Here is a 26,338-nt window from a genome sequence, read left to right on the forward strand (position 1 = left end):
GGATGGACAGAATACCTTACGCTAACCATTAAGGGGTTGGTGTGCTTGGAACGATAACAGCCGTAGACGCTGAGCCTGTTTGTGCCGTTTTATTGGCATTGGCAGGGGTGACTCTAGGCAATGCAATGGCAACATATTGATCAGTGATACGGCGTGCCAAACTGTCATAGAGCCAGTCACGAATTTGATCGCCTTGTTGGTCATCGGTACTGACCGATGCCTCATTATACTGGTAACTGCGCTCGACTTGGATAGGGTTGGTTAGTGTCACCACTTTGCCATTTTGTAGGGTTTGGTAGCTGACATCTGCTGACAATACCAAGCGGATTTCTGTTAAAACACCGACCAATTCATAACGCTTAAAGCGCATATTTTTGACGCTAATCGCAGCAATGGGTTCCGCCGTCGCGTTTTTATTGTTATTGGTAATATCGACCAAGGTCATATTATCGATAACATCGACGCCCAAGGCTTCTAGGCGTCGTGACAACGGTAACTTTAGTGGAAAGGAGGTGCGATTGTCTTCGATGATGATGGCTGTTTTGGCCACATCAAATAGCATCGGTGTGCCATAACCTCTTAGCTGAAAGCCGCAGCCACTAAGAGCCGCTGTGGCTCCCAGTACAGAAAGCAGTGGCAAGCTTGCGAGTAATGCTGTCGCTAGCTTCTGTGCATTAGACTTTTTTGCCATATTGCATTGTCCACTTGGCTTGCTTAATTTCGTTTGAGATGACTGCACAGCTCGCTGCTTACAAGACATAATCGCTATCCTTATGTTGATAAAAAGGCTTAAAACACTACGTTTAAAAAAGTTTAGCCTGCCACCACGATATTGACCAGTTTATTCGGCACGACGATTTCTTTTTTGATGTCACCCGTTAGGAATTTCGCCACGCTTTCTATCGCACGCGCTTGCGCCTTTAGCTGTTCAGGGTCGCTGTTCGGCGCGACATCCATCTTACCGCGCATTTTGCCGTTGACCTGTACCACCATCGTGATCATGTCTTGTACTAAGGCACTTTCATCGACGGCTGGGTAGCTCAGGGTAAGGGTATCCAGCCCTAACTGCTCAAGTAAGTGCTCGCCCGCGTGTGGCGCGTAGACTGATAGCATAATAAGCAGATCAATCAACGCTTCATGCTGCACTTGTAGGTCTTGCTCACTATTTGCTTTAAAGCCAGTCAGCTCGTTGGCCAGCTCCATCAAACTTGATACGGGCGTGTTTAGCGCCAGACGATCACCCAAGTCACTATCGATCTTGGCAATGGTCTCATGAGTTTTACGGCGTAAATTTTTCGCTTCTTTGCTTAAGGCATCAGTTTTCAAGGCGACATTATTGAGTGTCTCAAGGCTTAGGTTTGCTTCAGTGAGCGCTTGCATATGCTCAGTAGCAATACGCCATACTTTTTTAACAAAATTATAAGGGCCTTTTAGCGCGTCATCTGACCATTCTAGCGTCTGATCGGCAGGCGCGGTAAATAGGGTATAGAGACGAACGGTATCAGCGCCGTATTTATCAATAGTGATCTGTGGATCAACACCGTTGTTTTTGGACTTAGACATTTTTTCGATTTTGCCAATGGTTACTGGCTGTCCATCAGCTTTTAAAATCGCTTTAATCGGTTGACCACGCTCGTTGTAGTCGATATCGATGTCTTCTGCGAAGTAATACGTCGTGCTGCCATCGGCATTAAGACGGTAAAAAGTACCGGCAAGCACCATACCTTGGGTCATAAGATTGGCAAATGGTTCATCGCCTGACACCAGTGACTCATCGCGCATAAGCTTATGGAAGAAGCGTGCATAAAGCAGATGCATGACGGCGTGCTCTACACCGCCAACATATTGATCGACAGGTAGCCATTTATTGGCGGCAGACTTGTTGACCATGTTCTGTGCATCATTCGGACTGGCAAAACGCGCATAGTACCAGCTTGACTCTACAAAGGTATCAAAGGTGTCAGTCTCACGTTCAGCAGGGTTGCCACATTTAGGACAAGTGGTATTGACAAACTCTGGGATGTTTTTGAGTGGATTACCGCGACCATCAGGAACGACGTCAGTCGGCAAGACAACGGGCAAATCTTGCTCTTCAACAGGTACGGTACCGCAATGCTCACAGTTGACCATTGGAATAGGGCAGCCCCAATAACGCTGGCGAGAAACACCCCAATCACGGAGACGGTATTGGATTTTTTTCTTAGCCAGTTCTTGTGGCTCAAGTTTGGCTAACATAGCCTCAAACGCTTGCTCAAAGTCTAAGCCATCAAATTCACCTGAATTGACCAAAATATTGCGCTCAGTATAGGCAAGATTAATCTCAGCATCGTTCGCCTTTGCGTCTGCTTCTAACTCATCAAAATACCCAGCAGGGATATCGATAACTTGTTTAATTGGTAGCTTGTACTTAACGGCAAATTCATAATCGCGCTCGTCATGTGCCGGTACTGCCATAACTGCGCCAGAGCCGTAGCTCATGAGCACATAGTTGGCGACCCATACGGGTACTTCTTCGCCGGTCAGCGGATGCGTCACGGTAAGACCGGTATCCATACCGATTTTTTCAGCTTTGGCTAGATCGGCTTCTGCCACTGAGCCTTTTTTACACAGCGCATTAAACTGGGCAATCGCCTCATCATGCTCAGCGGCGTACTGTGCCAATGGGTGCTCAGCAGCAACCGCCACATAAGTGACGCCCATCAAGGTGTCAGGACGCGTCGTGAATACATCTAGGGTATTGGTTTCGCCAGCAAGCTCATAAGGGAAATGCACTTCCATACCTGCGCTACGACCAATCCAATTGCGCTGCATAGTCAATACTTCTGATGGCCAGTGACCTTCTAATTGATCCAAATCATCAAGCAATTCGTCAGCATAATCAGTGATATTAAAGTAATACATCGGAATGTCGCGCTTTTCGACCGCCGCGCCACTACGCCAACCTTTACCGTCAATGACTTGCTCATTGGCTAAAACCGTATTATCAATCGGATCCCAATTGACCGTCGCCAGCTTCTTATAGACCAAGCCTTTTTTGTATAACTGTAAAAACAACCACTGCTCCCACTGATAATACTCAGGGCTACAAGTGGCAAATTCACGTGACCAATCGATAGACAAACCTAGCAATTTTAGCTGCGCGCGCATGCTGTCGATATTGGCAAACGTCCATTTAGCAGGTGGCGTCTGATTGGCAATCGCAGCGTTTTCAGCGGGCAGGCCAAAGCCGTCCCAGCCCATTGGCTGCATGACTTCATAGCCCTTAAGGCGATAGTAACGGCTCAGCACATCTGAGATAGTATAGTTGCGCACGTGACCCATGTGCAGCTTGCCGCTTGGGTAAGGGAACATCGACAGCATATAACGACTTGGCTTGTCGCTTGGCTCATTGCTGACTTCAAAGCGCTTATCCGTTGCCCATTTGGCTTGTTGTGCGGCTTCAATTAGCTGCGGCTGATAGTAGGTGCTGTCATTGGTATGATTAGTATTAGAAGGTTCTGCTGTCACGGCGTTGCTCATAGTCGGCTCGAAATTGATTAATACGAATAAATTGGGTGAAATTTCACAATGCCATAGCATAGCGTAATTTGGCAAAAATTGCGACGATATGATGGTGCGCTTGCTCGATATGTTTGATGTTTTAAAAACTAACGATGGCTAAGTTTCCGCTCTCATGCTCGGTAGTGTTAGGTATAATAAAGACAATAATGATAATTGACTTGGAGCTTATATGACCATCACTATTTACGGTATCAAATCTTGTAGCACGATGAAAAAAGCTTTTACTAAAATTGATGAGCTGAATGTAGGTTATGATTTTCATGATTATAAAAAACAAGGCATCGATAGAGAGAGCATCCAGCGTTGGGTAGATGAGTTGGGCATCGATAAAGTACTCAACAAGCGCGGCACCACATGGCGCAAACTAACCGATGAGCAAAAGCAGTCAGCTGATGCCAATATAGATAACGCGATTGATTTGTTAGTAACAAATACCAGTATGATTAAACGTCCAATTGTAGAAGGTCAGATCGACGATAAAAATCAAGCTCAGCAAATACTGCTATGCGGCTTTGATGCCACTGAATTTGAGGCAAATTTTCAATAAAAAGCTATCACTTTGGCAAATTATAAACTATGCTACTTATTAGTAGAATTAAGTTTGTTCGTTTGTAATAGTCAAGGATAAGATTATGAAAAATTTATTGTTAATGGCAGCGTTGGCGGTGAGCCCTTTAATGGTGACGAGTGTGCAAGCAGCTGACTCGTCTACCAAAATTACCTTTGCAGATAATAGCTATTGCGGCAGTTTTACCGGTAATATTAAAAATGGTAAAGTGTTTCGCTTGTGGCTCATGCCAGATCAAAATCTGGTCATTCGCAATGTGGGTGACGATCGTATCAATGTTGCTTATGTCACAGGGCCAAATGGTCGCCTCGATGGTGACCGTTACGAAGATGAGACTTCCTATTTTACCGAGCGTAAAGGCAATCACCATATGAAAGTATACGGCAATAGTAGTCATAGCGCCGTAGAGTTCTGCGCTTATTGAACTTGTTTGACTATGATTTCATACCATCCAATCAATAAAGCCCGAACTTAGCATTGTCTAGGTTCGGGCTTTGTTTCTTATACATCTGATTTGGGCGGCTGGTTATTAGATCACCGTAGAATCTATCTCACGACTAATCAGCGTGCCGACACCTTCGTTGGTGAAAATCTCTAACAGCGTCGCATGAGGCACCCGACCATCAACGATAACCGCACTTTTTACGCCACTGCGCACCGCATTTAGCGCACATTGAATTTTCGGAATCATACCACCTGAGATAGTACCGTCTTCAATCAAGCTGTCCACTTTCTTTGGCGTTAGTCCGGTGACGACCTCACCGTCACGACCCAATACCCCTTTGATATTGGTCAACAACATGAGCTTTTCTGCTTGCAAAAATTCAGCAACTTTACCCGCGACCAAATCGGCATTGATATTATAGGTATTGCCTTCGCTGTCGACCCCAAGTGGCGCAATCACAGGAATGAAATCAGAAGCAATTAGCATATTAATCACGTCTTTATTGACGCTGACCACATCACCGACGAACCCTAAATCGATGGGCACAGCGATACCATCTGCGCCAATTTTTTCCATCATTAGTTTTTTGGCTAAGATTAAGTTGGCATCTTTACCCGTCAGACCAATCGCGCGGCCACCGTGTTTATTGATTAAGCTGACGATAGATTTATTGACGCTACCGCCCAATACCATCTCGACGATATCCATGGTACTTTTGTCAGTCACTCGCATACCATCGATACGGTTGGACTGGCGACCGAGCTCTTTTAGTAGATTGTCTACCTGTGGGCCACCGCCATGTACGACGACAGGGTGTATACCAACGGTTTTTAGCAAGACGATATCACGAGCAAATGAGCTCTCAAGCTCAGGGTCGGTCATGGCGTTACCACCGTATTTAACCACAATGAGCTTATCCACAAAGCGCTGGATATAAGGCAGTGCTGTGGTTAATACTTCAGCGGTATTTTTGGCTTCATCCAAATTAAGCGTCATGACAAGCTCCTAAAATTTAGTTCTAAAAGAGATGGGTTTAAAAAGTTGGTTTATTACGGCTGACTATCGTTAGACAGACTTATCTTAGGGCATGTTGAACATTCACAAATAGGCACTGCTGATTGCGAAAACTGTTCTAGACAAGGCGTAAAACGACGGTAATGCTCATGCCTTAACTAGGTTTACAACGAAGCATAGGGCAGTTTTCGCATCAGCTCTAATATCAACAGAGGAAGACAGGTCTATTTTTTGCTATTTCATGGTTAAAAATAGACGCTTAGAATGACTAAACTTACTGTTTTAACGTCGAACTGTCTAAAAAATAGTCTCTGTCAGTGCCATGGTCGAATGTTCAATACGCCCTAATTATTCTCAGATATGCTTGTCTTTATAATGATAAAAAACAATTTATACAAGGATTGGTAGCGAGATTTTATGTCAGCGGCTAGGCAATGATGATAATGAAACAAGTTAATTCAATCAACGCCAGCTCAAAGAGCTATTCAGAGAGAAGTGCTGCAATCTGCTCTGCTAAGTTTTTATCAAATGGGCGACATAGCGCGACGAAGCGGGCTTGTATGTCTTTCAAATCTGTAAGGCTGTCACCAGCAAAGCGCACGGTCAAATGATGACTGGTGTTTGATTGGCGTAACACACCAAAACCATGGGCGAAATCTAAGCGCACGCCGTCAATACAGGTCAGCTGCGTGCCGCTCGGTAATAACTGCTTTGCTTGTGCTAACGTTGTGTGCTTGACGCTCGATGATACACAAGTGCATTGTGATGAGACATAAGCCGCAGTCAGTGCACTGTCGAGGTCGTCAGAAGGTGCGGCAACCAAACACTGCAAATAACAACAAAATTCTGCCAATTGCTGCACGATTGGGCACTGCAAAGGCGCTCTACTGGGTAAAGGTAAATAATGATCTGCTGTACTGACCAACATCGGTAATTGATGGGTAATATCAGTCAAGCGAATAGGGCGTGACTGCTCAATCGGCTCACCCCATAAACCAACAGCAGCCGATGATTTGTCACGATGCGTCGCTGTATAGGCCAACCAATGTAGTAGGCGCAAGCCCGCATACATCGCATCATCATGAGCAGTAAAATAACCATCGTTAAAAATAAAGTGCCCAGACAGTTCGCCTGCGAATAAGATTTGACTGTCATCGGCCTGTAGCTGTTGACGCATTAAACTACTGCCAGTTTTACTCAGGATTGGAGTCGCCCCCAAATCGCTTAAGAGAATAGGCAGATGGTGTGAGCATTTAATATCGAACAGCACTTGCGGGGACGCGGTATGAGTTTGCCATGTCTCTGGACGCTCGCTAATGGCGACTGAGGCGAGTAAATACAGCAAATGATCGGGCATGACTATTTTACCACTGTTATCGACGATCATCAGTCTATCGCCATCACCGTCGAATGCTAGACCAATATCAGCAGTATTAACGATGACATTTTGTTGCAACTCTGCCAATCGATTCGGCTCAGTAGGGTCAGGATTACCCATGGGGAAGTTACCATCAGGGGTGTCATTGATTATGATGACGCGCTGGCAGAAAGTGGTAAATAAGGGCAGGGCAATCCTGCTGGTGGCCCCATGCATACAATCAATAACGATGGTGAGATCAAGCTTTTTAAAGGTTCGTTTGTTACTAGCCGATAGGTTTTGCTCAGGATAAATACTGACAAATACCTCGGCAATGGCATCAATATAAGGCGTTGCCACAGTGTCAGTCGGCAAGCCAATGACCGATAGCATTGAAGTTGCCTGTTTGTCATTACTTTGGCTAGCACTTGGAAGCTTAAGGCTGTCACTATTACTATCGATCTGATTGTGGTGTTGGTTGCTATCAAACGCTATCAAATCTTGATAAAGCATCTGAATATCTTTAGCACTAGGAGAAGTATTACCGACCAGCCATTTGAGACCTAAGATGCCTTTTGCAGAATGACTGGCGGTGACCATGATGCCATGTCCAGCGTATTGCTCGGTCCAAAATGCCATCATCGGTGTCGTAATTAACCCTAAGTTAATCACTTGGAGGCCTTGCTTTTGTAGGATCGATGCCAACGACTGAGCCATACTGTCACTACCACAGCGCACATCATAGCCGATGATGACCGTGGTTTCTTTCGGCTTATGATGCGGTTTAACGTTGCTGTTAGCAATGGGGCTATTAGTAATGGGGCTACTAGTAATGGGGCTACTAGAAATGGGGCTACTAGAAATGGGGCTATTAGAAATAGGTTTGCTACGTTGTTTCGCATTATGGTTTTTATAAAGTCGAACAAATGCAGCGCCCAAAGCCTGTATAAAATCCGGAGTAAAGTACTGCTCGTCGCCGCGAATATCGTAAGCACGAAATAAGGATTGCTGCGTCGCAAAAAACGGCATGGCTTTACTCTCCTTATCGTCGTGGTTGATATTGTCGTGATACATGCAAAATGGCTAGCCAGTGATTATCTATACGGTGATTATCTATACAGATTAATCGTCTTAGTGACGACCCGAATGTCCAAACCCGCCAGCACCGCGTACGCTTTCATCACTGAATTCTGCGACAACTTCAAACTCAGGACGGACAACAGGCACCACGATATATTGCGCCATACGTTCTGCTGGATTGAGCACAAAGTCGTCTCCACTACGATTCCAAATACTAACCATCAGCTCACCTTGATAGTCCGCATCAATCAATCCAACCAAATTACCCAAGACGATACCGTGCTTATGCCCAAGCCCTGAGCGCGGCAAAATCATACCGGCATAGTTGGGGTCTTGAATATACACAGCGAGACCAGTACCGATCAAATGCGTTGCGCCTGCTTTAATGGTCAAAGGCTCGTCAATGCAAGCACGTAAGTCGATACCTGCACTGCCATCGGTGGCGCGAGTAGGCAAAGAAAACGCTTTATCTTCAACGATTTTAGGATTTAACACTTTTACTTGTACAGCTTGCATAACGCACTCACTTAACGATTTGATGGTTTTTAAATTATGATTTTGAACAAAAGTTATTCAAGATTTCTATGTAACAAGATCTCTATGTAAATAGCAGTTCTATATGTTGACTGGGTAATTATTGATTCAGTCACTTAATATTCAATTAAAGTATCAGCACACTCGCCAAGCCCAAGAATGACATAAAGCCGACGATATCGGTTACTGTGGTCAAAATAACGGAAGCAGATAGCGCAGGGTCGATATTCATCCGCTTTAGCATCAGCGGTATACTAATACCTGAAACGTTAGCGGCGGTCATGTTAATCGCAATCGCAAAGCCAATCACGGCGCTGATTTTGATATCATCAAACCATAATTGGGCAATAAATGCCATGATTATCGCCCAAATGATACCGTTTATCGCACCAACCCACAGTTCTTTGTTTAGGAGCCAGACACGGTTAGAACCACCAATTTGACCCATTGCCATACCACGGATGACAACTGTAAGTGTCTGCGAGCCAGCGATACCGCCCATACTGGCGACTACTGGCATGAGGATTGCCAGTGCCACGACTTGTGCCAATACTTCCTCAAACTGTCCAATCACCGCTGCCGCCAAAAGCGCGGTACACAAGTTGATGCCCAGCCAGACACTACGGCTTTTGGCACTGGTTAGGATGGGTGCAAACAACTCTTCATCTTGACTGACACCAGCGAGGTTTTTCATGGTGCTATCGACATCATCTTGGATAATTTCCATGATATCTTCGCCATTTAACTGACCGACCAATTCGCCATAACTGTTAATCACAGGCGCGAAACGAATGTCTTCTGAACGAAAAATCGCAGCGGCATCTTGAATGTCTAAACGATCATTGATCGTAATGGCTGTATCAATCAGCGCTGACACCAACGTGTTTTGCTCATGCTTAATCAAATCGACCAGACTCAGCAGTCCAAGTAATTGCTGGCTTTGATCGACGACCAGTAGCTCTTGGCTTTGGTCATCAAGCAAGTCGTCGTTTTCGCGTAGCCAGTGCTGTACATCAGAAAGGTGGATGTCATCTCTTATCTGGATAATATCAGGATCCATGTAACTACCTACTTCCCAGTCGGCATAAGTATCCAGTTTATTAATTTGGACACGAGTCTCTTCATCCAGCGTGGCCATGACTGAGGTACGCACGCTCTCAGTAACGGTGTCCAAAATTTCTGAGATGTCTTGGGCGTCAAGGTCTTGGGTAAATAACGAGATTTCTTGAGAAGAGATATTCTCCATCAACGGCTGGCGCGTATCGTACTCTAGTTCTGCAAGCACTTCACCTTTGATGTTTTCTGGCACTTGCTCCCAGATTAGTAGACGGTTTTGAGTGGGAAAAGACTCTAGTAGGTTGGCAATTTCATATTCCGACTGCTTCTCTAAAAACTCAGTAATCGCCTCATAAGCTTTATCAGCAACCAAACCCTGCAAGTACAGCAGTTTATATTCGGCGCTATATTCCGCCGGATTATAATCTCCTGATAGCATAGAGGGGCGTTCCTGATTGGGCGTCTGGGTAGGCATAAGGGTTCCAATGTTTTTAGAAGATAGAAATGATATCGTCAAAGTATCTGTAAATGATTACAGCGTTAACTTTGTTTAATGTGCTAATTGATGACACGCCCGAATATTGCTTTGCAGCCATCAATGGTGCTAATGCTGAGGTTAGCGCTTACCCAGTAACGCTCGAATATTGGCCAAATATTCATCAGCGACGGCTTCTGGGTCTTTGGTCGCCTTTTTCTTTTTCGCCTTAGCTGGCCAATCAATATGATCCTCAGGCAGCTCATCCAAAAATCTTGATTCTGAGGTGACGCGCATTTGTCCGCCAGCACGGCGCTGGGTCGCGAGCGTCAGTGTCAGTTCACGGCGTGCACGGGTAATGCCTACGTACATCAGACGGCGCTCTTCTTCGACCGTCTCGCTCATGATAGAGTTGCGATGCGGCAGCATTTCTTCCTCAAGCCCCATGATGTAAACAAAATCAAATTCCAGACCTTTTGCCGCATGCAAGGTCATCAAGTTAACTTTATTAGTGTTTTCTTCTTCTTGCTGCTGCTCAAGCATATCGAGCAACACTAGCTTACGGATAATAGTATCAATCGTCCGATCTTCATCTTCTTCTGCGCGATTGATTAACGACTGAATACTGGTATAAAGCATGTCGATATTATCGATACGGTTCTTTTCTTGTTGCGGCGTTTTGGCATCGCTACGAACAAAGTCAATATAACCGGTCTCATCAATCATTTGGCGCACGATTGGCACGGGGTCAGGATGTTGATCCAACTCGCGGGTATAATGCTCGATGAATTCACCAAACTCTTTTATCGTGCCATAAGCCTTCGATGGCAATACGTGAGCAAGACCAGCGTGCGTGCAAGAGGCCAATAATGAGATGCTATGCTCTTGCGAAAACAAACCAAGCTTTTCGAGGGTCGCAGGTCCCATGCCGCGCTTGGGCGTATTGATAATCCGTAAAAACGCGCTGTCGTCTTCAGGGTTCAAAATCAGACGCAGATAGCCCATGATGTCTTTGATTTCACTACGCGCAAAGAAGGACTGACCGCCGGACAACTTATAAGGCACTTGCAGCTGACGCAATTGCGCTTCCAACATGCGCGCCTGAAAATTACTGCGGTAGAGGACAGCGTACTGTTCCCACTCATTGCCAAAGCGCAGTTTATGGGTGACGATCTCTTTTGCCACGCGCTCGGACTCGTCGTCATCATTACGACAGTTGATAATGCGGATTTTTTCGCCTTGACCTTTATCTGACCAGAGTTTCTTTTCGAATAAATGCTCGTTATTCATAATCACGGCGTTAGCAGAGGTCAAAATACGCGTGGTCGAACGATAATTTTGCTCAAGCATGACGATTTTTAGTTTCGGAAAGTCTTCTTTGAGCAGCGCCATATTTTCAGGCTTAGCACCACGCCATGCATAGATAGATTGGTCATCGTCACCCACGACGGTAAAGCGCCCTTGCGGTCCGACCAGATATTTAATCATTTCATACTGCGCAGTATTGGTGTCTTGATACTCATCGACCAATAGATAGCGAATGCGATTTTGCCATTTATCACGCAGTTCTCTGTTTTCACGCAATATTTTGGTGGGCAGTACAATCAAATCATCAAAATCGACCGCATTATAAGCGCGCAAATTACGCTCATAAAGCGCATACAAGGTCGCAAAAATCATATCTTCTGGATCGTCTAAGGTTTCCATCGCCTTGTCAGGCTCAACCAAGTCGTTTTTCCAATCAGAAATCATTTTAATGGCTTTACCAACCAGCTCGCGACTCTCAGCGCCGCTTAAGTTATCGCGCATCATCAGCTCCATCAACAAACGCTTACTATCGTCGCTGTCCATGATGGAGAAGTTGCCTTTTAGCGGCGTATGAATCAGCTCGTAGCGCAAAAACTGCAAGCCAAACTGGTGAAAAGTTGACACGGTCAGTCCGCGCATTTTTTCACTTGGTAGCAGCTTGCTCACCCGCGCTTTCATCTCACGTGCCGCTTTATTGGTAAAGGTCACCGCCGTGATGCGCTCAGCGGGCATGTTGCATTCTTCGATCAGGTAGGCAATCTTACGCGTAATCACCGACGTCTTACCGGAGCCGGCACCTGCGAGCACAAGTAATGGACCAGATACGTAGAGCATCGCTTCTTGTTGTTTGGGATTAAGTTGACTCATAACGTGACCTGTAAGACAAAAGCAAAAAAGAGGGTAGAGCTGATAGTATCGTGGCTAAACGAACGCGGCGTGTATGATTAAAGTCGATATCGTGGCGATATTTTTAATCAAATTAATCAGGCACTTAAAGTAATAGAGTGTGCTGTTTATTGAAAATGTGCCATTAAAATTGGCTGGGCTATTATAAAGCAAAAACCATAACTTTGGGTAAGGAGTTGGCTGATGACAATGGCATGATAAAGCATGCAATATTTAGCAGCAACGCTACTGATGACGGTTGGTAATAAAAAGTAAGGATTTGGTGTTAATATAAGGTAACGTCTATATCATAATTTATAGATAAAAAAATATGTTTTTTTCGCTTATAAAGTGACCGTCCAATGCAGTTAAAAACTAGCTTTTGAACCATGATATGCGTATAGTACGTAAATAATTTATGCCAGTTGTCACGTCACTATTGACCACGTGTAATGAGCTATTAAATCAATTAAATAAAACATCAAATATGATATTGATTTAATACGTTGATCTTACGTTGTTAGAAGATGCGTTAGGCGACCAGCTTTCTCCGCGCGCGTATCGGGATTCTACAGTTGGGCACGTCTGACACCGTCGTCAATAAGCTTGATAATTGGTTATTACCAGCACAGTACCTATAATCATCATCGAATTACTGATAAAAAGTGACTCGATGACAGTTACTTTGTGTTTTCGTCTGCGTTACGCCTGTCGCAAAATTGCCTTAATGGGTGTATCTGCGCTGCGCTTGACACTCGATTGGGTGAGGAGCACGTATTATCATGTCTGCTTTTAATTGGTCAGCAGTTGCGTTTATTTTAGCCGCTATCGGGCTAGTTGTTTTTATGCTGGTCGTTCCGCGCTTGCTTGGCGGTCGCTCTCAGGGCTCACAAAAAGAAGAAGTATTTGAAGCGGGTGTTGTCGGATCTGGCAACGCCCGTATTCGTTTGTCTGCCAAATTCTACTTGGTCGCCATCTTCTTCGTCATCTTTGACTTAGAGGCGTTGTACTTATACGCCTATGCGGTCTCCGTTCGTGAAACCGGCTGGGCTGGGTTTATTGCGGCGGCAACCTTCATCATTGATTTGTTAATCGGTCTGGTATACGCTTTAAGCTTAGGGGCGCTAAACTGGGCGCCTGCTGACAAACTGCGTAAAAAAGCACGTCTCTATGCTGCGCCTGCGCCCTTTAATTGGGCGGACATTACCAAGTTTGATGGTGTCGATGAGCTGATGGTCGACCCGACGGGTAAGATACCAGCGCAGTCTTCAGGACAGATTAACGTCTCTAACAATATTGAGACCAATCGCCGTCATTTACAGAACATCGATCATATTAATACCACGGGTAACGTTACTTCTGTGGACTTTGCGACGTCTGCACAGCCAGACAAAGCGGGGCGTTAATGCCAGCTGTTGATCTTAGCTTATAGCGTTCGTAAAAAAGATAAGCAGCCAGATATAAAAACGTTTGTTTATATTGATGATCGTTGATGATTAGCCACTTATTAATAATAGAAGTTATGGCGCTAGTGCTGGCAAGATGATTGCCCTGCTGCGCCTAATATAAAGGTTGTATGTTATGAAATACACATTAACAAAAGCCAACCCTGATGCAGATGTCTATCCTGCACAGACCAGTCAAACGGTCAACGATCCTATCGAAGACGAAGTCAATAAAAACGTCTTTATGGGTCGCCTAGAAGACCTCGTTCACTCGACTGCAAACTGGGGGCGCAAGCACTCACTGTGGCCATTTAACTTTGGCACCTCTTGCTGTTATGTCGAATATGCCACTACTCTGACGGCGGTTCATGATTTGTCACGCTTTGGAGCAGAAGTTATTCGCGCCTCACCGCGTCAGGCAGATGTAATGATCGTCGCTGGTACTTGTTTTGTCAAAATGGCACCCGTTATTCAGCGTCTTTATGAGCAAATGCTTGAGCCAAAATGGGTTATCTCGATGGGCGCTTGTGCCAACTCAGGCGGCATGTATGATATCTATTCGGTCGTGCAAGGCGTGGATAAAATCATTCCTGTCGATGTCTATGTACCGGGTTGCCCGCCGCGTCCAGAAGCGCTGATTCAAGGCTTGATGCTGCTACAAGAGTCTATTACCAAAGAGCGTCGTCCGCTGGGGATTCATGTCAATGAGCAGGGTATCTACAAGCCACAAATGACCCCTGAGCGTGACCGTAAGCAGGCGGATCGTATCGCGGTCAAAAACTTGCGTAGCCCAGACAGTATTTAGATTCTAGATAGCATTTAGATTCACAGTAACAACCTCAACGTTTTATACGCTCATCACAGTGTAGTTATGATGAATCAGTTATGATTAATGAAGGAATACATCATTCATGGTCACGGTAGTCGAAAACATAGATCCTAAGATTAAGCCTGTTCCAGCCGTTATCAAAGAGCTGGAGCATAAATACGCCGGTAAGTTTGTAGTACAGCATACTGTTGATGAGATTCCAACGGTTTGGGTAGCGCGTGCTGATTTGCTGGATATTCTCTTATTCCTACGTAAATTGCCTAAGCCTTACGTCATGCTATTTGACTTGTCAGCGATAGATGAGCGCTTGCGCCAACATCGCCAAGGCATGCCTGACAGTGATTTTACGGTGTTTTATCATTTAATGTCGTTTGAGCGTAACAGTGATGTCCGTATCAAGGTCGCGCTGAGCGAAGACGACGTCAATGTACCGAGCGCTACGCAGATTTGGCCAAATGCCAACTGGTACGAGCGTGAAGTTTGGGACATGTTCGGTATTGTCTTTACGGGACATCCGCATTTGACCCGTATTTTATTACCGAAATACTGGGAAGGTCACCCACTGCGCAAAGAGTATCATGCGCGAGCGACTGAATTTACCCCGTATTTCTTGAATACGGCTAAGCAGCAATACGAGCAAGAAAACCTGCGTTTCGTCCCAGAAGAATGGGGCATGAAGCGTTCAGGTCGTGATGAAGACTTTATGTTCTTAAACATCGGTCCTAACCATCCCTCTGCTCACGGTGCCTTCCGTTTAGTACTACAGCTGGATGGTGAAGAAGTCGTCGATTGTATCCCTGATATCGGCTATCACCATCGCGGCGCAGAAAAAATGGCGGAGCGTCAAACGTGGCACTCATACATTCCTTATACCGACCGTATTGATTATCTCGGCGGTGTGATGAACGAGCTACCGTACATTATGTCGGTCGAAAAGCTTGCTGGGATTACGATTCCACCGCGTGCTGAAACCATCCGCGTGATGATGAGCGAGTTTTTCCGTATTACCAATAACTTGCTATTCGTCGGTACTTTCATTCAGGATGCGGGTGGTATGACACCTGTATTCTATATGTTTACCGATCGCCAAAAAGCCTATGACGTCATCGAAGCGGTGACTGGCTATCGTATGCATCCGGCTTGGTTCCGTATTGGCGGTACTGCTGCTGATTTGCCACGTGGCTGGCAGCGTCTGGTTCGTGAGTTCCTAGATTGGATGCCAAAACGCTTGGACGAGTATGTCAAAGCGGCATTGCAAAACAGTGTGCTCAAAGGCCGTACTCAAGGTGTTGCACAATATAATGCCAAGCAAGCACTTGCTTGGGGCGTGACGGGCGCTGGTCTACGTGCCACTGGTGTGGATTTTGATCTACGCAAAGCACGTCCCTATATGGGCTATGAAAACTACGACTTTGAGATACCAGTTGGCTACAACGGCGATGCTTATGATCGCTGTATGGTAAAAGTTGAAGAGATGCGCCAGTCGTTACGCATCATCCGTCAGTGTATGGATAACATGCCACAAGGTCCATACAAGGCAGACCACCCATTAGCCGTGCCACCACCAAAAGACCGTACGCTAAACGATATTGAGACCTTAATTAATCACTTTATCTCCGTATCTTGGGGTCCTGTGATGCCAGCTGGCGAATGTACGACGATTGTAGAAGCGACTAAAGGTCTGAATAGTTATTACATTACCTCAGATAAGGCGACGATGAGCTATCGTACCCGTATTCGTACACCGACATTTGCGCATTTACAGCAAATGCCATCAGTCATTAATGGTTCGCTCGTATCTGATGCCATTATGTACTTGGCATCGATTGATATTGTGATGGCGGATTGTGATCGCTAGTGCTTTAATCTAAACATAGTGCTTTAATCTAAGAATAGTGCTTTGCTCAAAGAATTATAGTTTTGAAAAAAGATAAGTTAATCAATATATTACTGCCAAATGGCACACCAAAATGCTGTAATATTTCAGTGCAATGATAGTCAGTGTTTAGACCGTCAATGTAGTGTGATAAAGCGTGATGAGTGAGGAAAGATAGAAGATTATGAAAATTGTTTCCGACAAAATGCCAAAAGTAGATGTGGCAAGTATCCTCACTGCTGAGGAAATTGCTGCCATTCATGAGTTTATGCATCATTATCCGCAGGCGCGTGCCGCCTCGCTAGATGCGTTGAAAATTGTGCAAAAGCGCAACGGTTGGGTCGATGATGCGCAAGTGAATGCTATCGCTAATATCTTAGATATTCCGATGTCAGATATGGACGGCGTTGCCACGTTTTTCAACCGTATCTATCGTCAGCCTGTCGGTCGCCACGTGATTCTTATTTGTGATTCAGTGGCTTGTTATTTGACAGGTTATGAGGCGTTATCGGCTGAAATCAGATCGCAACTAAACATTGAGTATGGTCAGACGACCACTGATGGTCGCTTTACGCTATTACCGATTTGCTGCTTAGGTAACTGTGATAAAGGGCCTGCGGTGCTGATAGACGAAGATACTTATGGCCCTGTCCAGCCCTCCGAGGTCACGCAATTATTGGAGCTATACGCATGAGTTTAACGATTTCAGAGCAAATTGCTCGTCGCGGTCAAGGCCAAGCGCCAAGCCAGCTAAATGAACAGCGTGTTCCAATCTATGGTGATAAAGAGACAGCTACCAGCGAAACCAAGCCTTTGACTTGGCGTTTGGCGCATCATGATGCCGTGCTTGATTTATCCACTTATGAATCTCTAAAAGGCTTTACTGGTTTAAAAGAAGCCTTATCTAAATCACCCAAAGCAGTCGGTGATATGATTAAAGCTGCCAACGTCAGAGGTCGCGGTGGTGCGGGCTTCAACGCTGGTTTGAAGTGGACATTCATGTCGCCGCCAGACGGTTTACCGCGTTATCTTATCTGTAATGCGGATGAAATGGAGCCGGGCACCTTTAAAGACCGTCTACTGATGGAACGTCTGCCACTTCAGCTTATCGAAGGTATGCTTATCACTGCGCATGCTATCGGGGCGACTGACGGTTATATCTTTATCCGTGGTGAGTACATTTTAGCTGCTCAGCGCTTAGTTACTGCTATCGAAGAATGCTTGGCCAATAATTTAATGGGCGATAACATTCTTGGCTCAGACTTTAGCTTTAATCTGCATGTACATACTGGCGCTGGGCGCTATATATGTGGTGAAGAGACAGCATTGATTAACTGCTTGGAAGGTCGCCGTGCTAACCCGCGTACCAAACCACCTTTTCCGCAAATCTCTGGTGCATGGGGCAGACCAACGGTTGTCAATAATGTTGAGACTTTATGTAATATGCCAGCCATCCTAAATCATGGCGTCGAATGGTATCAGTCGTTGTCTGATGTTAAAGGCAAAAGTAAAACGCCAGGCACGAAACTGTTTGGTTGTTCAGGCTTGGTCAATGACCCCGGTTTGTGGGAGCTACCATTTGGTTATACCGCTCGTGAAATCATCGAAGATTTGGCTGGTGGTATGAAAGACGGCAAAAAGCTTAAAGCATGGTTGCCGGGCGGCGCATCGACTGACTTTTTGACCGCTGATCATTTAGATGTGGTCGTAGACTTTGACACCATTCAAGAAGCGGGTAGCCGTATGGGTACGGGGCTAATTATGGTCGTCGACGAAGCGCAAGATATGGTGCCACTATTACGTAATCTCGAGATTTTCTTTCAGCGCGAATCCTGCGGTTGGTGTACACCATGCCGTGATGGCCTACCGTGGGGCGTTAAACTGCTTACCGCTATCAATGATGGTGAAGGGCAAGTGGGCGATGTCGAAAAACTAGAAGGCCTTACGCGTGACTTATGGATTGGTAAAACATTCTGTGCGCATGCACCGGGCGCGATGGAACCACTGATGAGTGCGATTAAATATTTCCGTCCTGAATTTGATCAAAAAATCGCGCAGGCGGTTGGTGTCGATGTCATTGATGCGGCAGCCAATCAACAGCCAGAAGTGAAATAAGGAGAGCGGCATGGCAGTCATACATATTGATGGAACCACTGTCGAAGTAGATAGCGCAGATAACTTGCTACAAGCCTGCTTATCACTCGGCATTGATGTGCCGTATTTTTGTTATCATCCAGCCCTTGGCTCAGTGGGCTCGTGCCGTCAGTGCGCGGTCAAGCAATTCCAAAATAAAGAAGACATGGAAGCAGGTCGCGGTCGTCTCGTGATGTCATGTATGGTCGCTCCTGGCGATGACATGTACATCTCAGTCACTGACGACGAAGCCAAAGCATTTCGCAAGTCGATGGTTGAGCTACTGATGACTAACCATCCACATGATTGTCCAACTTGTGAAGAGGGCGGCCATTGCCATTTGCAAGACATGACTTATATGTCAGGTCATAGTCGTCGTCGTTATCGCTTTACCAAACGCACGCATCACAACCAAGAGCTTGGTCCATTCATCGCGCATGAGATGAACCGTTGTATCGCTTGCTATCGCTGTGTACGATTTTATAAAGACTACGCAGGCGGCGAAGATTTGGGCGTTTATGGCTCAAACAATCGCGTCTATTTTGGCCGTGATAAAGATGGTCAGTTCGAAAGCGAATTCTCAGGCAACTTAACGGAAGTATGCCCAACCGGTGTATTTACTGACAAAACACATTCAGAGCGTTATAACCGTAAATGGGACATGCAGTATGCGCCAAGCATCTGTCATGGCTGCTCGGCTGGCTGTAATATCTCACCAGGTGAGCGTTATGGTGAATTGCGCCGTATCGAAAACCGCTATAACGGTGAAGTAAACCGCTATTTCTTGTGTGACCGTGGTCGCTTTGGTTATGGCTATGTCAATCGTGAAGATCGTCCAACGCAAGCGCTTGAACGTATCAATGATAAGCATGTCAAAATCAATATTGACTACGCACTCGATGAAACCATTAAGCGTATCAAAGATAAAAAAGTCATCGGTATTGGCTCACCACGTGCCAGTTTAGAGACCAACTTTGCGCTAAAAAATCTCGTTGGCTTTGATAACTTCTCAACAGGTTTGAACCATCAGCAGCAAGCACTGGTCAATAAATGCATCGAAGTGCTCAGCACTGAAGGCATCTATAACCCAAGTATGACAGACATTGAAAGCCATGATGCGGTATTAGTATTGGGTGAAGATATCACGCAAACTTCATCACGTGTTGCGCTGTCAGTACGTCAAGCTGCAAAAAATGAAGGCCTGAAAATGGCAGCGGCGTTGCAAACGCAACCTTGGCTTGCTGAACCAGTCAAGCGTATTGCTCAAGATGCGTTAAGCCCAGTCTATGTCATCGATGTAACGCAAACTAAGCTAGAAGACATCAGTAAAGTAAGCGTAGTGGCGACCCCTGAAGACATCACTAAACTTGGCTTTAAAGTCGCTGATGAGATTGCTAGTTTCGCTGATGATTTAGCAGAAATAGCAGATCCACAAGCGGCTGAACAAGATGCCAATATTGATACCAGTACTGAGACTGACGGTATGCAAGCGTTAGCGAAGCAAATCGCTTATGACTTGATTCAAGCAGACAAGCCACTGGTCATCTCAGGTAGTAGTTTGTCTTCTACCGCATTGATAGAGGCAGCTGCACAGATTACTCAGGCATTAACGAAAAAACGCGCGGCAATCAAAGCGACTGAACAGCATCAAGTTGAAACGCATAACGCCAAAGTAAATGCGGCAACGCAACAAGCACAAACCGATCAGCCTGAAGAAGACCAAGAGCTATCAGCCAAACCAAATAAGCCTGAAACGGGTGTGAATACAGAAGTGCAGGACGATATAGAGCGTGAGCCTGCTGAAAAACTTGAGCTGAAAGAAGTAAACAATAAGTATCAGGCACAAGCAGGTATCTACTTAACGGTTACCGATGCTAATAGCATGGGTGTGTGCATGCTTGGCGGTCAATCAGTAGAAGAGTTGTTAGCGACTGATTTCGATGTGGTTATCGTCGCTGAAAATCAGCTGACTGACGCCATCGATGCCAATAAATTGACGCAGTTATTGTCTGATAAGACGGTCATTGCATTGGATCATCAGCTACTTGATTGGCATAAAGATGTCGATATCGTATTGCCAGCTGCTAGCTTTGCAGAAGCAGACGGCACATTGATATCTGCTGAAGGCCGTGCGCAGCGCTTCTTCCAAGTCTATGATAACGAATATTATCATCCGATGAGCAGTATCAAAGAAGGCTGGCGCTGGTTGCATGCAGTGCATAGCAGCATCGAAGGTCGTGATGTCGATTGGACGCAGCTAGATGATGTTATCAATGCCTTGATTGCCACGCATCCTAAGCTTGCTGGTATCAAAGGCGCTGCGCCTGATGCTGACTATCGTATGACGGGTCTTAAAATTGCTCGTCAGCCACGTCGTTACTCAGGTCGTACTGCTATGCGTGCGCCGATTTCAGTGCACGAGCCAATGCAGCCAAAAGATTTGGATACGGGCTTAACCTTCTCAATGGAAGGCTATAGCGGTAAAGAAACGCCAAGCTCGATGATTCCTTTTGCCAATGCGGCAGGCTGGAACTCACCGCAAGCGTGGAACAAATACCAAGACAAAGTCGGCGGTCATCTGAAAAATGGCGATCCAGGTGTACGCTTATTTGATCAGCTAGCACGTTTAGAAACACGTCAATATGTTGCGCCAGAAGCGATGTCTGCGACGACGACTGATATGCAGCAAGGCCAAGCCAAATTAGTGCCTATCTATAATATCTACGCCAGTTCAATGATGGCCTCACGTAGTCCAATCGTCGCAGAGCAACTGCCTGTTGCCGCATGGCGTATCGGTATGGATGATGCCAATGACTGGAATATTGCTGCTGGTGATTATTTGGCAATTGAGATTGATAAACAACAAATCACCTTGCCAGTACAAATAGTCGGTTATTTAGCAGAAGGTTGTATCGGTTACCCAGTCGGGCAGGTGAGTATCATTCACCCATCGATGCCAGCGTCGGTACGTAAAGTTGATGCGCCAGTGACCATGATGGGTAGTATGGCTGACGATAGGTCTTTGATAAATAATGATGCTGGAAACGGCATGAACGATAATAATGCCGCGCAAGTGAATACAGCGCCGACCATCACACAGGAGGTGTAATATGCAAGTTACCCGTATTATCCCTGATGTGCCAAGCTTTTTGGCGAGTAGCATGAGCTTTGATGCTTGGTCTATTCTTTTTTTGGTCAGCCAATCGCTGGTCATCTTTTTAGTAGTGGTCATCGTTGCCGCTATGATGATTGTCTATGAGCGCCGTATGTTGGCTTTGTGGCAAGACCGTTACGGTCCAAACCGAGTTGGGCCTTTTGGCTCATTGCAGCTGGTCGCAGATATGCTCAAAATCTTCTTTAAAGAAGATTGGACGCCAAATTTCACCGATAAGTTTATGTTTACCTTGGCACCTGCGGTCGCGATGTTTACCGCATTGGCCTCATTTGCCATTATTCCTATCTCACCAACACTTGGTGTGGCTGATTGGGATATCGGTATCCTGTTCTTCTTTGCCATGGCCGGTATTGCTGTCTATGCAGTGATGTTTGGTGGTTGGGCATCTGCTAACAAGTTCTCGTTATTGGGTGGCTTACGTTCAGCGGCGCAAACGATTAGTTATGAAGTCTTCTTAGGTTTGTCGTTGATGGGCGTCGTCGCTTTGACCGGTTCTTTTAATTTACGTGAGATTGTCGAGTCACAAATTGACGGCTGGTATATCATTCCGCAGTTTTTTGGATTTTTGACCTTTGTGGTCGCTGGTGTGGCCGTGACGCATAGGCATCCATTTGATCAACCAGAAGCAGAGCAAGAGCTTGCCGAGGGCTATCATGTCGAATATTCTGGCATGAAGTTCGGGATGTTCTTTATTGGGGAATATGTCAACGTCGTATTGATTTCGGCATTGATGACTTGTCTGTTCTTTGGTGGTTGGCTTGCCCCTTTTAATTTAGATATTCCATTTATTCCACCAGCTTTTTGGTTCATGATTAAGACGCTGTTTTTTATGACCATGTTTATTTTGGCTCGAGGCTCACTCATGCGTCCGCGCTATGATCAGGTGATGAACTTTGGCTGGAAAGTCTGCCTGCCAGTAACGTTGATTAATTTATTAGTTACTGCCGCAGTTATTTTGATCTTTTCGCCAACGTTGTAATCATTACTAGCCATCATTGATGAACTAGGGTAAAGCTGATAAGGATAATAATCCCATGTTTACTAGCATAAAAAAGATCGTCATTGGCCTGTTTACCATTGTCCGCAGCATGTGGATGGTCAATAGCCATGCGATTAGACCGCGTGACACCATTCTTTATCCTGAAGAGCCGGTACCTGTACCGCCACGCTTTCGTGGACGTATCATATTGTCTCGCGACCCTGATGGTGATGAGCGCTGCGTTGCTTGTAACTTATGCGCTGTGGCATGTCCGGTCGGCTGTATCTCATTACAGAAAGCGGAACGTGAAGACGGTCGTTGGTATCCGGAGTTTTTCCGAATTAACTTCTCGCGCTGTATCTTTTGCGGCCTATGTGAAGAAGCCTGTCCGACAACAGCGATTCAAATGACGCCCGACTTTGAGCTGGGTGAATATAAGCGCCAAGATTTGGTCTATGAAAAAGAGCATTTGCTCATTTCAGGACCAGGTAAGTATCCCGATTATAACTATTATCGTGTGACGGGTATGGCAGTCGCGGACAAACCAAAAGGCGCGGCACAAAACGAAGCTGCACCGATTGATCTAAGGAGCTTGCTGCCATGATGAATATCTTGAATAGTCCTGAATTGGCAGGATTTTATGCACTTGCTGCCGTGGCCATCTTTGCCAGTCTACGAGTAGTCACCCATGCCAATCCGGTACATGCAATTTTGTCGATGATTGTGTCTTTACTAGCAGTCGCTGGCATATTTTTCGTGCTTGGTGCGCCATTTGCTGGTGCGCTAGAGATTGTCGTATACGCTGGGGCAATTTTGGTGCTTTTCGTGTTTGTCATCATGATGCTCAACTTGGGCATGCGTAATGATGAGCGTGAAGAGCGCTGGCTCGATGCGGGCACTTGGGCCGTACCGACAGGATTGACCATTATTATCGCGGTTGTGCTCTATGCGATGATTGGTCTTAATCACGACGAAGCTGCTGTTATTGGCGGGGTCAGTGTTTCCTCTAAAGCGGTAGGTACTGCATTATTTAGCAAATATATTATGTTGGTAGAAATCGCTGCTCTACTATTACTAGCGGCGCTAGTGGCTGCTTATCACGTGGGTAAAGAGTCATCTGATGATGAAATTGTCGGTAATGACAGTCAAGACTTTAAGCCCAGTGTGGGCAGTATCCAGCAATACGACAACGAAAGCACTCATACAGAATATGATGCGGTAAAAATGGCTAAACCCTACGAATATAAAGATGTCGATCCGCATGACTACGTTGGTAAGAAGGTAAGTATGCAAGTGGGTATGAAGAAAGTCACGCGCAAGGAGTCAGACTGATGGTACTAGCAGCAAGCGTGGCACAAGATGTGTCGAACGTGCCGTTTGCCCACGAGGTGGCAGGCTTAGTACAGCCGGTTGCTGAGGCGCAGAATGTACTGGGTATGATACCCATGAGCCATGGATTGATTTTGGCGGGTATTTTATTCGCCATTGGTCTGTGCGGTGTCATGGTACGGCGTAACTTTTTATTTATGCTAATGAGCCTTGAGATCATGATGAATGCGGCAGCATTAGCATTTGTGGTTGCAGGCAGTCGCTGGGTCGATCCAGATGGACAAATTATGTTTATCTTTATTTTGACGTTGGCCGCCGCTGAAGCCTCTATTGGTCTGGCAATATTATTGCGTTTTTATCATCAGCGTGGGCATCTCGATGTCGATAGCGCCAATGAGATGAAAGGATGATGTCATGAGTTTATTACCATTAACCTTTATATTCCCGCTCGTTGGCTTTTTAATTTTAGCCTTTATGCGTGACAAATTATCAGAGCAAGTGGCCGCGATGGTTGGTGTTGGCAGTATGCTGCTATCAGCACTATGCACATTGGTGGTCAGTTATACCTTTTTAACCAGCAATCCAGCAGGTACGGTCATTGAGATTCCGCTATGGACATGGTTCCAAGTGGGAGACTTTGCACCAAACTTTGGCTTGAGCTTTGACGGTTTGGCATTGACGATGACGGGTGTTATTACCGGCATTGGTTTTTTAATCCATCTGTTTGCCGCTTGGTATATGAAAGGCGACACTGGCTTTGCCCGTTTCTTTAGCTATATGAACTTGTTCGTCGCCAGCATGCTATTGCTGGTATTGGCGGACAATTTATTTTTGCTTTATCTCGGTTGGGAAGGCGTCGGTATCTGTTCTTACCTTTTGATTGGTTTTTATTATCATGATAGAGCCAATGGTCGCGCAGCGATGAAAGCCTTTACGGTCACGCGTGTTGGTGATGTGTTCTTAGCGTTTGGTTTATTTTTATTGTTCCGTGAATTTGGTACGCTTAATATTCAAGAGATTATTACGCGCGCGCCAGAAGTCTTTGATATTAATAATCCAACGATGATGCTAACCACCATGATGTTGGTCGGCGGCGCGATGGGTAAATCAGCCCAGTTACCATTACATACTTGGCTTGCTGATGCAATGGCAGGTCCGACACCAGTATCAGCGCTGATTCATGCCGCGACAATGGTCACGGCAGGTGTTTATTTAATCGCCCGTTTGCACCCTCTGTTTGAGCTGACACCAGGTATTTTATTGTACTGGGTTGGCGGTGTAGGAGCATTGACGTTAGTCGTTGCTGGATTCTGTGCGCTGGCGCAAACTGATATTAAACGTATTCTTGCTTATTCGACCATGAGCCAAATTGGCTATATGTTCTTAGCGCTCGGCGTGGGTGCTTGGCAAGGTGCGATCTTCCATTTGATGACGCATGCTTTCTTTAAAGCCTTGTTATTCTTGTCATCAGGTGCGGTCATTCTTGCAGTGCACCATGAGCAAAACATCTTTAAGATGGGCGGCTTACGTAAAAAGATACCGTTGGTATTTTGGTGTTATATCATTGGTGGCGGTGCACTTGCAGCGATACCTTGGGTCACCGTTGGTTTTTATTCTAAAGAAGCGATTCTTTGGGAGACCTATGCAACCGGTCACATGGTCTTATTTTATATGGGTGTATTCGGTGCTTTCTTAACGGCACTTTATACGTTCCGTATGATTTGGATTGTGTTTTTTGGCGAAGAAAAAACGCCTGCGCACAAGTTGTCAGGAATATCTTATTGGTTGCCGCTGACTGTATTGCTGGTGTTATCAACTGCGGTTGGCGCATTGATTACGCCACCATTGCAAGGGGTGCTGCCAGAGAGCGTTGGTCATTTATTAGAAGTTGCTGGTCAAGCGCATGCCAAGCACACCGCAGAGTATATCGCGATGGGTGCAATGGCGGCAGGTTTGATATTGGCGGCACTATTATATGTCGTGGATAAAGGTCGTCTACTCACCAGCTTTAAGCGCTCACGTATTGGTGGGGCGCTATATCACTGGTGCTATCACGGTCTAGGCTTTGACGCGCTATACGATATAATTTTTGTAAAACCCTTTTTGTTCATCGGCCGCTTATTTAAAGCCGATCCTGTTGATAAAACGTGGCTTTTATTACCTAAGCTGGCTTCAGCAGGTAATAAGATATTGTCTGCGACGCAAACAGGGTCACTTCGAGGCTACGCTACAAGCTTTGGCTTGGGTATTGCTGTATTGCTGGTGCTGGTAATGATGACGGTGGTATAA

Annotated in this window: 20 protein-coding genes; 13 read left to right on the forward strand and 7 right to left on the reverse strand. The window is 45.7% G+C overall.

The window, feature by feature from the left end; genetic code table 11:
- Window positions 1-28: 28 nt before the first annotated feature.
- Entirely contained in the window at window positions 29-691 is a 663-nt protein-coding gene (locus IE130_RS12430; protein ID WP_025653082.1) for an LPS-assembly lipoprotein LptE, read from the reverse strand.
- Window positions 692-813: 122 nt separating this feature from the next.
- The gene (gene leuS, locus IE130_RS12435) at window positions 814-3,519 is read right to left on the reverse strand and encodes a leucine--tRNA ligase (RefSeq protein WP_189586427.1); all 2,706 of its coding nucleotides are present in this window, start codon (window positions 3,517-3,519) and stop codon (window positions 814-816) included.
- Window positions 3,520-3,730: 211 nt separating this feature from the next.
- On the opposite strand from leuS, the gene IE130_RS12440 reads away from it, so the two are divergent.
- Complete coding sequence (locus tag IE130_RS12440) at window positions 3,731-4,108, forward strand: Spx/MgsR family RNA polymerase-binding regulatory protein (RefSeq protein ID WP_189586430.1); 378 nt, start codon at window positions 3,731-3,733, stop codon at window positions 4,106-4,108.
- Window positions 4,109-4,193: 85 nt separating this feature from the next.
- Window positions 4,194-4,553 (forward strand): hypothetical protein, encoded by a 360-nt coding sequence (locus tag IE130_RS12445; RefSeq protein ID WP_189586433.1) that lies wholly within the window; start codon window positions 4,194-4,196, stop codon window positions 4,551-4,553.
- A 105-nt stretch (window positions 4,554-4,658) separates the two neighbouring features.
- Here the strand turns inward: IE130_RS12445 and argB are convergent, their stop codons facing one another.
- The 5 genes from argB to IE130_RS12470 form a co-directional block, all read right to left on the reverse strand.
- Window positions 4,659-5,570: an acetylglutamate kinase gene (gene argB, locus IE130_RS12450; protein WP_189586436.1), complete on the reverse strand. Its 912-nt coding sequence runs from the start codon at window positions 5,568-5,570 to the stop codon at window positions 4,659-4,661.
- Between the two features lie 499 nt (window positions 5,571-6,069).
- Window positions 6,070-7,974, reverse strand: a complete 1,905-nt coding sequence (locus IE130_RS12455; protein WP_189586439.1) for a phosphohexomutase domain-containing protein — start codon at window positions 7,972-7,974, stop codon at window positions 6,070-6,072.
- A 102-nt stretch (window positions 7,975-8,076) separates the two neighbouring features.
- A complete protein-coding gene (gene dut / locus IE130_RS12460) occupies window positions 8,077-8,541 on the reverse strand; it encodes a dUTP diphosphatase (protein WP_010198884.1) in 465 nt (154 codons plus the stop codon).
- A 145-nt stretch (window positions 8,542-8,686) separates the two neighbouring features.
- Window positions 8,687-10,090, reverse strand: a complete 1,404-nt coding sequence (gene mgtE / locus IE130_RS12465; RefSeq protein ID WP_264997273.1) for a magnesium transporter — start codon at window positions 10,088-10,090, stop codon at window positions 8,687-8,689.
- Window positions 10,091-10,231: 141 nt separating this feature from the next.
- Window positions 10,232-12,265 (reverse strand): UvrD-helicase domain-containing protein, encoded by a 2,034-nt coding sequence (locus IE130_RS12470; RefSeq protein WP_010198889.1) that lies wholly within the window; start codon window positions 12,263-12,265, stop codon window positions 10,232-10,234.
- 800 nt (window positions 12,266-13,065) lie between these two features.
- On the opposite strand from IE130_RS12470, the gene ndhC reads away from it, so the two are divergent.
- From ndhC to nuoL, 11 genes are all read left to right on the forward strand, one after another.
- Window positions 13,066-13,689: an NADH-quinone oxidoreductase subunit A gene (gene ndhC / locus IE130_RS12475; RefSeq protein WP_010198891.1), complete on the forward strand. Its 624-nt coding sequence runs from the start codon at window positions 13,066-13,068 to the stop codon at window positions 13,687-13,689.
- Window positions 13,690-13,864: 175 nt separating this feature from the next.
- On the forward strand, window positions 13,865-14,533 hold the full coding sequence (locus IE130_RS12480) for a NuoB/complex I 20 kDa subunit family protein (protein WP_010198893.1): 669 nt from the start codon (window positions 13,865-13,867) through the stop codon (window positions 14,531-14,533).
- A gap of 106 nt (window positions 14,534-14,639) precedes the next feature.
- Window positions 14,640-16,415: an NADH-quinone oxidoreductase subunit C/D gene (gene nuoC / locus IE130_RS12485; protein WP_189586443.1), complete on the forward strand. Its 1,776-nt coding sequence runs from the start codon at window positions 14,640-14,642 to the stop codon at window positions 16,413-16,415.
- A 202-nt stretch (window positions 16,416-16,617) separates the two neighbouring features.
- Window positions 16,618-17,127 carry an NADH-quinone oxidoreductase subunit NuoE gene (nuoE, locus tag IE130_RS12490; protein WP_189586446.1) on the forward strand — a complete coding sequence of 170 codons (510 nt, stop codon included), beginning with the start codon at window positions 16,618-16,620 and terminating at the stop codon, window positions 17,125-17,127.
- Window positions 17,124-18,548, forward strand: a complete 1,425-nt coding sequence (gene nuoF / locus IE130_RS12495; protein ID WP_189586449.1) for an NADH-quinone oxidoreductase subunit NuoF — start codon at window positions 17,124-17,126, stop codon at window positions 18,546-18,548. The genes nuoE and nuoF overlap by 4 nt, the downstream gene beginning before the upstream one ends.
- Before the next feature lie 10 nt (window positions 18,549-18,558).
- Window positions 18,559-21,675 carry an NADH-quinone oxidoreductase subunit NuoG gene (nuoG, locus tag IE130_RS12500; RefSeq protein WP_189586452.1) on the forward strand — a complete coding sequence of 1,039 codons (3,117 nt, stop codon included), beginning with the start codon at window positions 18,559-18,561 and terminating at the stop codon, window positions 21,673-21,675.
- Window positions 21,676-21,727: 52 nt separating this feature from the next.
- Window positions 21,728-22,720 carry an NADH-quinone oxidoreductase subunit NuoH gene (gene nuoH / locus IE130_RS12505; RefSeq protein WP_189586605.1) on the forward strand — a complete coding sequence of 331 codons (993 nt, stop codon included), beginning with the start codon at window positions 21,728-21,730 and terminating at the stop codon, window positions 22,718-22,720.
- Between the two features lie 55 nt (window positions 22,721-22,775).
- The gene (gene nuoI, locus IE130_RS12510; protein WP_189586455.1) at window positions 22,776-23,324 is read left to right on the forward strand and encodes an NADH-quinone oxidoreductase subunit NuoI; all 549 of its coding nucleotides are present in this window, start codon (window positions 22,776-22,778) and stop codon (window positions 23,322-23,324) included.
- On the forward strand, window positions 23,321-24,052 hold the full coding sequence (gene nuoJ / locus IE130_RS12515) for an NADH-quinone oxidoreductase subunit J (protein ID WP_189586458.1): 732 nt from the start codon (window positions 23,321-23,323) through the stop codon (window positions 24,050-24,052). Before nuoI ends, nuoJ begins: the two co-directional genes overlap by 4 nt.
- Window positions 24,053-24,150: 98 nt before the next feature.
- Window positions 24,151-24,459: an NADH-quinone oxidoreductase subunit NuoK gene (nuoK, locus tag IE130_RS12520; RefSeq protein ID WP_025653102.1), complete on the forward strand. Its 309-nt coding sequence runs from the start codon at window positions 24,151-24,153 to the stop codon at window positions 24,457-24,459.
- Between the two features lie 4 nt (window positions 24,460-24,463).
- Window positions 24,464-26,338 carry an NADH-quinone oxidoreductase subunit L gene (gene nuoL / locus IE130_RS12525; protein ID WP_189586462.1) on the forward strand — a complete coding sequence of 625 codons (1,875 nt, stop codon included), beginning with the start codon at window positions 24,464-24,466 and terminating at the stop codon, window positions 26,336-26,338.

The organism is Psychrobacter glaciei (genome assembly GCF_014652895.1).
GTDB lineage: Bacteria > Pseudomonadota > Gammaproteobacteria > Pseudomonadales > Moraxellaceae > Psychrobacter > Psychrobacter glaciei.